Origin of the sequence: Pigmentiphaga sp. H8, from assembly GCF_003854895.1 — a bacterium.
In the GTDB taxonomy this organism is placed as follows: domain Bacteria; phylum Pseudomonadota; class Gammaproteobacteria; order Burkholderiales; family Burkholderiaceae_B; genus Pigmentiphaga.
Map to the genome: position 1 here is coordinate 4,096,821 of NZ_CP033966.1, position 12,017 is coordinate 4,108,837.

Consider the following 12,017-nt stretch of genomic DNA (forward strand, 5'->3'; position numbering starts at 1 on the left):
GTGTCAAAACCCAGGTCTTCCCCGCATACCCGGTTCTTTCGTTCTTAGTGCCCATGCACTCCCCGATCCCATTCCGGCGATCGCCATCCGAGCATACCGGCGCCCGCCCCCATCATCCATCGGTGCCACCCCTGAAGGGAAGCCCAGTCCGTACCACTTAGACAGGTGCCCCGACCCAAGATAAGGGACCTAGACCCAGGATGCGGTGGATCCGGCTTTGCCGGTCCACCCGCATCGCCCCCTTGAGGGGGCGCCCGAAGGGCGTAGGGGGTGGGCTTTCCTTGCGCGCGTCAGCGCGTAGGGGGGATCTTCTACATTTTGCATTCAGCAGCGTACGCGTCCTTATGGTCCGTCAGGACCTGCGACAGCTGCTTGTAGCCCACGCCGTCGCCGTTCTTGACGATCTCGTAGGCGTAGTAGTGCTGGATGGGCATGTTGTTGGTGTTGAAGGCAAACTTGCCGCGGGCCGTGGGGAACTTGGAGCCGGCTTCCTTGACGGCGGCCGCGAAGGCCTTCTTGTTCGACACCTTGCCGCCCAGCTTGGTGATCGCCGCGTCCAGCAGGTAGGCGGCGTCATAGGCGGCCACCGCGTACTCGGTGGGAGGACGCTTGTACTTGGCCTCGTAGCCCGACACGAATTTCTTGTTCTGCGGGTTGTCGAGCACCGGGGCCCACGGCGTACCGTAGACCGACCCGATCGCCTGCTGCTTGAGCGCGGCCAGCGAGTTCGAATCGATCAGGCTCTCGGACAGGAACGGCAGCTTGCCCATCAGGCCGGCCTGGTTCAGCTGGCGCACGAAGTTCACGCCCACGCCGCCGGGATAGAACACGAACAGCGCATCGGGCTTGGCGCTCTGGACGGCGGCGATCTCGGCCGCGTAGTCGAGCTGGCCCAGCGGGGTGTAGACCTCGTTCTGGATCGTGCCGCCGTAGAAACGCTTGAAGCCGGCCAGCTTGTCCTTGCCGGCCTGGTAGTTCGACGTCATCAGGTAGACGTTCTTGTAGCCCTGTTCCTTGGCGTACTTGCCCATGGCTTCGGACATGCCGTCGTTCTGCCAGCCCATCACGAACAGGTTGGCCATGCAGCCCTTGCCGGCGATCGGGGCCGGACCCGCGTTGGTCGACAGCGCGACGACGCCCGAGTCCTTGATGCGGCGGGTCTCGGCCATCAGCACGTTCGAGAAGCCCAGTCCGACGATGGCGTCGACCTTGTCGCGCTCGATGAACTTCTGGACGATCTGCGCGCCCACGTCGGGCTTGAGCTGGTCATCCTCGCGCAGCACGGTCACGGGCTGGCCGCCCAGCTGGCCGCCCAGTTGCTCGACGGCCAGCATGAAGCCGTCGTACTGGTCCTGGCCCAGCGCGGCCATGGGGCCCGACAGCACCCCCGAAAAACCGACCTTGACCTCGGCATGCGCCGCGCCAGCGGCCATCAGGGCCGCCGCGATCAGGGCGGCGGTTTGTTTCTTCATCATCGACTATGTCTCCTTCGTCGGGAAATGGCGGGAAATCAGCGCCCCAGCGCTTTGGCGGTCTTGCCGCCGATCCCGAAATTCGTCTTGGGCACTTCGACCAGCACCACGCGCACGGACTCGCGCGGAGCACCGATGGCGCGGTGGGTGGCTTCGGTCAATTCCTCGATCAGGGCCGCACGCTGTTCGTCGGTGCGGCCCTCCATCATTTGCACCTGGATGAGGGGCATGGCGCGCTCCTTACAGTTTCACGCAGACGTTGCGCAGCTCGGTGTAGAACTCCAGCGAATGCACCCCGCCCTCGCGGCCGATGCCCGATTGCTTGGCGCCGCCGAAGGACGTGCGCAGGTCGCGCAGGAACCACGAGTTCACCCAGCAGATGCCGACGTTCAGGGCCTTGCCCAGGCGGTGGGCGGTGCCCACGTTCTGCGTCCACACCGTGGCGGCCAGGCCGTACGGCGTGTCGTTGGCCATCTTGATGACTTCTTCCTCGGTGTCGAAGGGCGTGATGTGGCAGCACGGGCCGAAGATCTCTTCGCGGATCACCGCGGCGGTCTGGGGCAGGCCAGTCCAGATCGTGGGTTGCACCCAGGCGCCCTCCGCCATCTTGCCGGGCATGTCGGGCACGCCGCCGCCGGTGACGATGGTGGCGCCTTCCTCGCGGGCCTTGGCGTAGTAGCTCAGGACCTTCTCGCGGTGCACCTGCGAGACCAGCGGACCGAAGTTGGTGGCGTGGTCGTGCGGGTCGCCCAGCTTGAACGCTTCGGCCTTGGCCTTGAGCGCGGCGACGAACTTATCGAAGATGGGACGCTGCACGTAGACGCGCTCCGTTCCCAGGCACACCTGGCCGCTGTTCTCGAAGGACGAGCGGGCGATGCCGGCCACGGCCTTGTCGAAATCGGCGTCGGCGAAGACGATGCCGGGGTTCTTGCCGCCCAGCTCGAACGACACCGGACGCACGCCCTTGGCGGCGGCCTGCATGATGGCCTCGCCGGTGCGGGTCTCGCCGGTGAAGGTGATGCCGTCCACGTCGGGATGGCGGGTCAGGAATTCGCCGGCCGAATCCGGGCCGAAGCCGTGGACCACGTTGTAGACGCCCGGCGGCACGCCCACTTCGTTCATGACTTCGCCCAGCAGCGTGGCGGTGGCGGGGGTTTCTTCCGAAGGCTTGACCACGACGGTGTTGCCGCAGGCCAGGGCCGGACCGACCTTCCAGGTCATCAGCAGCAGCGGCAGGTTCCACGGGCACACCACGCCGATCACGCCGCGCGGCACGCGCACCGCGTAGTTCAGCGCGAAGCCGTTGTCGGGGGTTTCCATGTCGAAGCTTTCGCCCGGCACGTTGCGGATCAGGTCGGCGAAGACCTTGAAGTTGGCGGCGCCGCGCGGGATGTCCACGTGGCTGGCCAGCACGTGCGGCTTGCCGGTGTCGGCCATCTCGGCCGCCAGGAAATCGTCGAAGCGGCGGTTGATGCCGTCGGCGATGGCGTGCAGCATTTCCACGCGCTGCTGGACCTTCATCGTGGCCCACGGGCCGGACAGCGCCGCCCGGGCGGCGCGCACGGCGGCATCGACTTCGGCCTGGCCGGCTTCGTGCACCGGGCCGATCAGGCTGTTGTCGACGGGATTGCGGTTCTCGAAGGTCTTGCCTGTGGCGACCCACTGGCCGTTGATGAAATTCTTGAATTCGTTCATGGACATACCCCTAGATGACATTGGCAAATTCGGGATCCCCGTCGCACAGGTATTCCCACATGCGTTCGAAGATGCGGCCGGCGCCGGTGGCGCGGCGGGCGGCCTCTTCCGGCGACAGCGTCGGACCGTCGGCGAGGCCCGCCGCGCGCAGCTGCAGCTCGATGCGCGCGGCGTCCTCGAGATACCAGTTCAGCACCACGGCCTGTTCGATGTTGGGCGCGGCCACCACCGCGCCGTTGCCGCGCATGACCACGGCCGAGGCGGTGCCCAGCTTCGCGGCCACGCCGGCGGCCTGCTCGTCGGTGCGGATCAGCTGGGGATCGTCCCAGAGCGGCACCGCCGGCGAAAAATACGACCCCATGCCATGGCGCGGCGCCGGCGTCACGCGCGCGGACGACAGGGTCATCACGTCGCGCGGCATGCTGCGGATCACTGCCCCGACCTCGGGACGCAGGCGATAGATGTGCTGGTGGATGCGGACTTCGCCCAGCACGCCCTCGGGCAGTTCGCCGTTCACCGGCACCACCGTGCCGTCTTCGTGCGGGCCGATCATGCCCATGGGCTTGGCGGCGCAGACCAGGAACCGGTCGGCGTCCAGCCGCAGGCTGCAATGCCCGTAGGCGTGGACGAGATTGGCGCGCGCCAGGGCGCGCGCCGCCGCCCGCACCAGGCTCTGCTGCCGGGCGGTCGGTGCGTGGTCGTGCTGGCTCAAGTCTTGAACTCCGGAATATCGGGTTTGGATCCCCACATGCAGAACGACGACGGGATGGCGGGGAAGGTGCGGGGACGGTAGGTCTTCTCGTCCTCTTCCGTGATCAGGCGCACGCCCGTCGAGTATTCGTAGATCATCCCGTCCGGTCCCTCGAAATACAGGAACATCGCGCCCGAGGTCGGATGGCGGCCGGGACCGAAGCGGATGGGGATGCCTTTCTCGAGCAGGATGTAATAGGCCCGCATCACGTCGTCGATGCTCTCGACCTGATGGTTGATGTGCTGCACGCCCGGATAGCTGGACGGGAACAGCGCGATCTTGTGATGCACTTCGTCGATGCGCAGCAGGGGCGCTTCGCCGATGCGGTCGCTGACCTTGGCGCTGAGCAGCTGGGTCCAGAAGGCTTCGTCGCGGCGGGGATTGAGGGTGCGCAGGCCGATGTGGCTGAAGCCCGTGATGCCGGCGTCGCGCGACGGGAAATAGCGGCGGCCGCTGTGGTGCGGCGCATGGACCAGGTCGACGCTGTTGCCCGACGGATCCTTGAAATTGATGAAGTCGCGCACGTGGCGCTTCTCGGCTTCCTCGACGCTGCCGCGGGTGGCCGCGTAGCCGGACTGCTCCAGCAGCACCATGGCCTGGTCCAGTTCCTCGGGCGTGTCCACCTCGAAGGCCGAGGTGTGGTCGCGCGCGTCGCCTTCGAAATAGCAGAGCGTGTGATCGCGGCTATCGGACTTCAGATAGACCGCCTTGCCGACGCGGCGGGCGACTTCCAGGCCCAGCACTTCGGTCGCGTAGCGCACCGAGCCTTCCAGGTCGGGCGTGCCCAGCCGCACGTAGCGGATGTCGTGTAGATGAATCACTGGTGTCTCCAGCTGGGGGCCGGGAAAGCCCCTGCACTTTCGTAGACGGACACGATACGCCACAAAATATCGGTTGGAAATATTTTTATCGAGATTTTATGGATTTCCCTAATATCCATGGATTTCATCGAGAATGGACTAGAATCTAGCCATCGCTCATGAGAGGGGGCAGCCAGCCGCCCGAGACGCATGCCTGGAATTCCATTGGAACTACCGCCCCTGGCCCACGCCGCCGCCCCCACCACGCTCGTGGGCACGGCCTATGCCGCCCTGCGGCGCGACATCATCGAAGGCAAGCTTGCGCCCGGCTCGCGCCTGCGCGTGGAGCACCTGAAGGATTCCTATGGGGTCGGCGCCGGCACGCTGCGCGAGGCGCTGTCGCTGCTGGTGTCGGACGCGCTGGTGGTGTCCCACGGCCAGCGCGGCTTCCACGTCACGCCCATCTCGATGGAAGACTTCCTGGACATCACCCGCAATCGCATCCTGCTGGAATGCGAAGCCTTGCGGCAGGCCATCCAGGCCGGCGACGACGTCTGGGAAAGCCGCATCATCGCCGCCTTCCACCGCCTGAGCCGGGCCGAGGAACGGCTGGCCACCAACCCCGTCAACCGCTTCGACGAATGGGAAGACCGCAACCGCGAGTTCCACCAGGCGCTGATCAGCGCCTGTACCTCGCGCTGGATGCACCACTTCCTGGGCATCCTGTACCAGCAGGCCGAGCGCTACCGGCGGCTGGTCGTGACCCGCAAGCCCATACCGCGCGACGTGCACGACGAACACCGCAACATCCTGGAGGCCTCGCTGGCCCGGGATGGCGAGCGCGCCGGCCGCCTGCTGTCCGAGCACATCAGCACGACCTACGAGGCAGTCAAGCACCTGCCCGCGGACCTCTTCACGAACGTCACGCCGATCACCGACGGCGCGGCCTCGTAGGACACCACGGGGGCTTCGCCCTCAGCGCACGAGATTGCGCAAGTCCTGTGGGCGGCCTTGCAGAAAGGCCGCGAGATTGGCCCGCAGGATGGGCAGCACCTGGTCCGCGTAGCGATCGGACTCTCCCCCCAGGTGCGGCGTCACGAAGACCCGGTCGGCGGTCCACAACGGATGATCGGCCGGCAACGGCTCGGTCTCGAACACGTCCATCCCCGCCCCGCCCAGCCGCCCTTCGCGCAAAGCCCGCAGCACGGCCGCCTCGTCGCAGACGCCCCCGCGCGCCAGGTTGACGAGAATCGCGTCGGGCTTCATCGCCGCCAGGATGCGGGCATCGACCAGATGCCGGGTCTCGTCGGACAACGGCACCAGCAGCACCATGAAATCGGCCAGCGCCGCCGCCTGGGCCAGGTCACGGCGGTCGTGCACGCGATCGAACCCGGGAATGGGACGGGGGACGGCGGACACGCCATGCACCGACATGCCGAATGCGCGGCAACGCCCGGCCAGTTCGCCCGCGATCGCTCCCGTGCCGACGATGACCACCGTCTTGCCGTGCAGCAGCGGCTGGGGATAGCGTTCCCATACCGCCCTGCGCTGGTTCGCGGCAAGGCGAGGCACGTCGCGCGCCAGCGCCAGCATGTGCACGAACGCCATCTCCGCCACCGCCGGCCCCTGCACGCCGCGCGTGGAGGTGATGGCAATATCCGGACGCCCCGCGCACAGATCGAGCATGCCATCCACGCCGGAGGACAGGGCCTGGAGCCACTCGAGCCCATGGGCCCGTGCGATCAGGCCCGGCGACAGCGCGCTGGCGAAGGCCATGATGGCATGGGCGCCCTCGACATGCTCCCAGGCCGCCTCGGGCGTGGCGGCGGCGCGCAGATCCGCGCCGGGACAAGCCCGCGCCAGTTGCTGGCAATAATAGTCGGCGTCGGCGTTGATGATGAGTACGGTCATCGGGACTTAGCGCTCGATGATCCGCTGCGGCGTCCCGTGCAGACACGAAGGCGGACCATCGGGCCGGATCAGGTAGTTTTCGCAAACGGTCATGAACATCGACGCCGATCCGATCGCCGGATGCACCGCGATGTTCATGCCGGCTTCGATGCACAGGCTTTCGTCCTGCCGGATCAGGGGCCGCTCGACCAGGTCGTAGCCCTGGCCATGGCAATGCAGCCGGCGCTCCTCGGGCCAGCCTCGGCCGCGCATGAAGGCATTGTAGGCGGCGAAGACGTCCGCGCACGGCGCCCCGGGCCGCAGCAGTGCCAGCGTCGCGCGCTGCGCTTCCAGCACGGCGTCGAAGGCATCGCGCACGTCGTTGCCGACCCGGCCCAGGACGATGGGCCGGGCGATGTGCGCGAACATGCCGCCCGGCCCCGCGTTTTCCACCAGCAGCGTGAACATGTCGCCCTCGCGCAGTTCCCTGCCCTGCTGGAAGCGGGGCCGCAAACCGGCCGCCTGGCCCGGCGCCGCGGACGATCCGAAGAACATGCCCTGCTCGCTGCCCAGCAACTGCCCGGCGTGCTGGGCATGCGCCATGACCTCGAAGTCGCGCATGCCCGGACGGATCGCGGCGGCGACCTCGGCAACGATGCGGTCCTGCATCGCGGCGGCGTCCTGGATCAGGGCGATCTCTTCTTCGCTCTTGATGGCCTTGATGGCATCGACCGCGGGCGTCATGTCCACCAGCGCGGCGCCCATCTGCTCGCGCAGGTAGGCGCCGAACGGGTAATAGGCGCTGGCCGCCGCCAGGATGCCGATGCGGCGGTAGCCGTGCCGGCGTATCTCGCGCACCACGATCGCGGCGTCGTAGTCGGCGGTATAGGCCACGGACGGATAGCTCGGAACCATGCAGCGGCGCCCCACGCCGGGATTGGACGGGTCGTCGCCGTCGAACTCCAGCACGGCGTCGAAAGGGCCCTGGTCCACCAGCGTCATCAACCCATCCGCGGGAAAGACCAGGGTTCGCGGGTTGTAGTTGCCCGAAGGCTGGCCGGACAGCCAGCGGAAATAGCCTCCGCCGGAAATGCCGTTGGCGCCCTGCACCACCAGCGCATCGACCCCGGCATCGGCCATGGCGCCGCGCACCGCTGCCCAGCGACGCTCCAGTTCGACGCGCGACACGGGATTCAGCGTCCTGCCATCGGCCGCGAGCCGGATCACCGGACGATCGGCTATCGAGAATACGTTCATTCCTTTACCCCGAGCTTGAGCAAGCGCCTGGCGTTGCCCTCGAAAATGTCCTGCCGCTGGCCATCGGTCAACGCCAGCCCTTCCACGGCCGCGATGGCCGAGCGGATGTAGCCCGCCCCCTGTTCGGGGCCGAACGGCGCATCGGTCGCGAACAGCATGTTCCGCGGACCGAAGAAATCCAGGCAGCATTCGATCGCCGGCTGCCCGATGGCGCCCACCGTATCCGCATGGAACATGCGGAAGTAGTCCACGGGCCGCTTCGTCATCGCCCGCCGCAGGGATGAATAGTCTTCCTCGGGGGTGCGCGCGCCCAGCCGTTCCCAGACGTTGGTCACGCGCCCCTCCAGGTACGGAATGGTGCCGCCCATCTGGTGGGCGATGACCTTCAGCCCGGGATACCGGTCGAACAGTCCGGACAGCGCGATATGCGCCATCGCCACGCTGGTTTCGTGGGGCCAGCCGAGGGCGAACCAGATCTCGTAGTGGCTTCTGGACTCGGCGGTGTAGTCCGCGTGCGAGGCTTCCCGCTCGGGATGCAGCCAGATAGGAAGATCGAGCGCCGCCATCAGGCCGAACAAGCCCACCGTTCGCGGCGACGTCAGCGGGTGGCCGAGCACATGCGTATAGACCTGGACACCGACGGCCCCCAGGTCGCGCACGGCCCGCTCGGCTTCGCGCATCAGTCCATCCTCGTCGTTCATCGGCAGCGCGGCGACGAAGCCGGGAAAGCGATCGGCATGGCGCGCCACGAGCTCCGCCATTTCGTCGTTCGCGCAACGCGCCAGATCGCAGGCCAGCGCCGGTCCGCCCATGCTTTCGATGGGCGGACCGGACATGCAGACGATCTGCGCATAGTCGTCGAACCTGTCCATGAGGCGGAACCGCAGGTCCATGTCATGCAGCGACGGCACGCCATACAACAGGCGGGCTCGCGCGCCGCCATCGGGCAATACCCGCTCCATGCGCTCATGGAAGGGCCGCGGGCAGATATGCGAGAACACATCGAGCTTCATGAAGCCGGCCGCTCACTCGACCTTGATATGGGCGGTCCTGATGACGCGCCCCCATTTGCCGATCTCCGCCGTCACGAAAGCGCCCAGCGCCTCGGGCGTACCGGGCGCCGGTTCCATGCCGCCCTGGATGACGGCCTGCCTGCCCTCGGGCGAATTCAGAATGCGGCCCACGTCCTGGCTGACCTTGCGCACGATATCCGCCGGGGTGCCCGCGGGCGCGAACATTGCCACCCACCCGCTGGCGACGTAGTCCGGGTAGCCCGATTCGGCCACGGTGGGCACGTCGGGGGCCGATGTGGGCCGCTGCGCGTCGACCACGGCCAGGATGCGCAGGCGCCGGTCCTGCACCAGCGGCAGCAGCGTGGTGAGATCGGATATGCCGAAATTGACCTCGCCCGAGGCGATCGCCAGCGCCGCCGGCGCCGTGCCCTTGTAGGGCACCGCCGCCATCTTCGCGCCGGTGATGGAGGCCAGCAATTCGCCCGCGAGGTGGGTCTGGCTGCCGGAGCCGGAAACGCTGTAGAGCAGGCCCTGCCTGCTGCCCTTGCCCAGGGCGATCAGGTCCGCCACGTTGCGCACCGGCACCGAGGGATGAACGGCGATGGCGGTGGGAATGGTGGCGATCATCGTCACCGGCGCCAGATCCCTGGCCGCGTCATACGGCATCTTGCGAAAGTGCTGGTTGATCGCGATCGCCCCGGGCGAACTCAGCACGAAGGTATAGCCGTCGGGCGGCGCCTTGGCCACCAGGTCCACGCCTATCGCTCCGGCGGCGCCGGGACGGTTCTCGACCACCACCGATTGCTTCCATTGCGGCGCCAGCTTTGCGCTTAGCAGGCGCGCAAGCTGGTCGACGCTGCCCCCGGGCGGGAAGGGCGCGATCAGGCGCACCGGGCGCGCGGGATAGCTCTGCGCGGGCACCGCCATCGGAACAGCGGCCAGGCAGGCGACGGCCGCGATACGGACACAGGACAAGCGACGATGCGACATGACGGTTCCTTCAAGGAAAGGACGCTGCGGAAACGGCGCGAGACGATTCAGGCCAGGCCGACGATCTTGCGCATGATGACGAAGAAGGCCTGGCGTTCTTCCTGGCTCAGGTCGCCCAGGATCTCGTTCTGGGACGAGGCGATCTCGGGCTGTATGCGTTGCAGCAGCGATTCGCCCGAGACCGACAGGCGCAGCTCGTGCGCACGCCCGTCCAGCTCGGAACGGGAACGCTCCACCAGCCCGCGCTCGACGAAGCGCTTGACGATCCGGCCCACGGTCACGACGTCGACCGACACGGAGGCCGCCAGGCTGGCCTGGTCCACGCCCGGATGGAAATGCAGGGCGGTCAGCAGGACCATCTGCGGCACCGTCAGGTCGTAGGGCTGCAGCCGGCGGTCCAGTCCGGCCACGGAGATCTGGTGAGCGCGGCGGATCAGAAAGCCGGGCTTGTCCGCGAAACGGTCGATGTCGTTGCGGGCGGCGACGTTCGGGTGGTCTTTTTTCTCGGGCAGGGACATTGATCGGCAAGCGGTTCGGATAGGCTCCGACAAATAATACGCACGCTTATCAAAATCCGCAACATGATACGCATGCTTATCAAATAGACATAAAAAAGCGGTGCCCAAAGACACCGCCGCACATTCACATGCCCACTCTCCCGCCCCAGGATGCGGGTGGATCCGGCTCCGCCGGTCCACCCGCATCGCCCCCTTGGGGGGCCCGAAGGGCGCAGGGAGGGTCAGATATCCAGAACGAGCTTGCTGCCCTTGCAGCCGGACACGCAGACCATCATGGTCTTGTTCGACTCGCGTTCGCGCTCGGTCAGCACCGAATCCCGATGGTCGGGCGTGCCTTCCAGCACGGCGGTCTCGCACGCGCCGCACACGCCTTCGCGGCAGCTGTAATCGGCGTCGATGCCCGCTTCCAGCAGCGCGTCGAGCAGCGCCATGCCGGCCGGCACGTCGATGGTCTTGCCCGACTTGGCCAGTTCGACCTGGTAGCTGCCTTCCTGCGCGGCCGTGACTTCGCCGGCGGCGGCGAAGCGCTCGATGTGCACGTTCTGGTAGCCCAGCTCCTTGCAGGTGGCCTCGAAGGCATCCAGCATGGGCGTGGGACCACAGCAGTAGAAGTGCGTGTCGGCCGGATGGCCGGCCAGCAGCTCGCGCAGGTTGGGCGGGCAGCCCGCCTGGTCGTCGAAGCGCGTCGTGACCTGGCCACCCGAGGCCACCAGTTCGTCGACGAAAGCCGCTTCGCTCTTGGTGCGCGCGCAGTAGAGCAGTTCCACCGGCTTGGCGATCGCGCGCAAGCGGTTGTACATGCAGAAGATGGGGGTCACGCCGATGCCGCCGGCCACCAGCACCGACTTGGCCGCCGACTCGTCCAGCTCGAAGTTGTTGCGCGGCGGCGCGATCTTGATGGTCGAGCCCACCCGCAGCTGCTCGTGCACGAAGCGCGAACCGCCGCGGCTGTTACGGTCGTTCAGCACTCCCACCACGTAGCGATGCCGCTCTTCGGGCGAATTGAACAGCGAATAGCTGCGCACCAGGCCGTTGGGCAGATGCAGGTCGATGTGGGAGCCCGCGGCGAAGGCAGGCAGTTCATCGCCCGTGGGCGAGCGGAACTCGACACTGATGATGCCCTGCGCTTCAAGGCGGATGGCGTGAACCAGTACCGTAAGGAGTGAGCTGCTGTTCATGAAAGGTCGAAAGAAACGGTTATGCGTCGGCACGCAGGGCGATGTCGAGCCGCGCAAACGCATCGATCTCCACGGTCAGACCGGGAAAAACGAGGCCACGCACCTCGACCAACGTGGAACACGGATAAGGCGACTGGAAGAACTCCTTGCGGGCCCTTCCGACTTCATCCTTGTCCTGAATGTTCGTCACGTAAATCACCAGTTTATAAATATTTTGCACCCCTCCGCCAGCGGCCTCGACCAAAGCTCGGATTTTGCCTAGCACAATCAGGGTTTGTTCGTAGGTACCGAGGGGCGACGCGGCCGTCGATTCGGGGTTGGCCGTCATGCCCGACATCGAGATTTCATTGCCCAGGACCAGGCAATTGGACCAGGTGGCCGTTTCGCGCTCGGGCACCGACGACGCGACGACGCGGCGCGCGGCCGCGCCGCCGCTCATCGCGGCCTCCAGGC

At 66.8% G+C, this 12,017-nt stretch carries 13 protein-coding genes; 1 reads left to right on the forward strand and 12 read right to left on the reverse strand.

The features are described 5' to 3' along the window. Positions 1–311: 311 nt before the first annotated feature. The 5 genes from EGT29_RS19345 to EGT29_RS19365 are packed head-to-tail and all read right to left on the reverse strand — an operon-like array spanning position 312 to position 4,739. Entirely contained in the window at positions 312–1,472 is a 1,161-nt protein-coding gene (locus EGT29_RS19345) for an ABC transporter substrate-binding protein (protein ID WP_124692442.1), read from the reverse strand. A 38-nt stretch (positions 1,473–1,510) separates the two neighbouring features. After that, positions 1,511–1,702, reverse strand: a complete 192-nt coding sequence (locus EGT29_RS19350; protein WP_087840781.1) for a 2-hydroxymuconate tautomerase — start codon at positions 1,700–1,702, stop codon at positions 1,511–1,513. Between the two features lie 10 nt (positions 1,703–1,712). Next, complete coding sequence (locus tag EGT29_RS19355; RefSeq protein WP_124690503.1) at positions 1,713–3,167, reverse strand: 2-hydroxymuconic semialdehyde dehydrogenase; 1,455 nt, start codon at positions 3,165–3,167, stop codon at positions 1,713–1,715. A gap of 10 nt (positions 3,168–3,177) precedes the next feature. Continuing rightward, positions 3,178–3,879: a class II aldolase/adducin family protein gene (locus EGT29_RS19360; protein ID WP_202865551.1), complete on the reverse strand. Its 702-nt coding sequence runs from the start codon at positions 3,877–3,879 to the stop codon at positions 3,178–3,180. After that, positions 3,876–4,739 carry a VOC family protein gene (locus tag EGT29_RS19365; RefSeq protein ID WP_124690504.1) on the reverse strand — a complete coding sequence of 288 codons (864 nt, stop codon included), beginning with the start codon at positions 4,737–4,739 and terminating at the stop codon, positions 3,876–3,878. Before EGT29_RS19365 ends, EGT29_RS19360 begins: the two co-directional genes overlap by 4 nt. 204 nt (positions 4,740–4,943) lie before the next feature. On the opposite strand from EGT29_RS19365, the gene EGT29_RS19370 reads away from it, so the two are divergent. Beyond that, the gene (locus tag EGT29_RS19370) at positions 4,944–5,672 is read left to right on the forward strand and encodes a GntR family transcriptional regulator (protein WP_238160112.1); all 729 of its coding nucleotides are present in this window, start codon (positions 4,944–4,946) and stop codon (positions 5,670–5,672) included. Between the two features lie 21 nt (positions 5,673–5,693). On the opposite strand, the gene EGT29_RS19375 is transcribed toward EGT29_RS19370, so the two are convergent. The 7 genes from EGT29_RS19375 to EGT29_RS19405 form a co-directional block, all read right to left on the reverse strand. Next, a complete protein-coding gene (locus EGT29_RS19375; protein WP_124690506.1) occupies positions 5,694–6,629 on the reverse strand; it encodes a D-2-hydroxyacid dehydrogenase in 936 nt (311 codons plus the stop codon). A gap of 6 nt (positions 6,630–6,635) precedes the next feature. After that, the gene (locus tag EGT29_RS19380; RefSeq protein WP_124690507.1) at positions 6,636–7,865 is read right to left on the reverse strand and encodes a Xaa-Pro peptidase family protein; all 1,230 of its coding nucleotides are present in this window, start codon (positions 7,863–7,865) and stop codon (positions 6,636–6,638) included. Continuing rightward, a complete protein-coding gene (locus EGT29_RS19385) occupies positions 7,862–8,878 on the reverse strand; it encodes an amidohydrolase family protein (protein WP_124690508.1) in 1,017 nt (338 codons plus the stop codon). Before EGT29_RS19385 ends, EGT29_RS19380 begins: the two co-directional genes overlap by 4 nt. A 12-nt stretch (positions 8,879–8,890) precedes the next feature. Next, on the reverse strand, positions 8,891–9,868 hold the full coding sequence (locus EGT29_RS19390) for a tripartite tricarboxylate transporter substrate binding protein (protein ID WP_124690509.1): 978 nt from the start codon (positions 9,866–9,868) through the stop codon (positions 8,891–8,893). Positions 9,869–9,915: 47 nt separating this feature from the next. Continuing rightward, positions 9,916–10,386, reverse strand: a complete 471-nt coding sequence (locus tag EGT29_RS19395; protein WP_161567881.1) for a MarR family winged helix-turn-helix transcriptional regulator — start codon at positions 10,384–10,386, stop codon at positions 9,916–9,918. Between the two features lie 221 nt (positions 10,387–10,607). Beyond that, positions 10,608–11,564, reverse strand: coding sequence for a PDR/VanB family oxidoreductase (locus EGT29_RS19400; protein ID WP_124690511.1), 957 nt, complete (start codon positions 11,562–11,564; stop codon positions 10,608–10,610). 19 nt (positions 11,565–11,583) lie between these two features. Beyond that, positions 11,584–12,003 carry a RidA family protein gene (locus EGT29_RS19405; protein WP_124690512.1) on the reverse strand — a complete coding sequence of 140 codons (420 nt, stop codon included), beginning with the start codon at positions 12,001–12,003 and terminating at the stop codon, positions 11,584–11,586. Positions 12,004–12,017 lie beyond the last annotated feature (14 nt).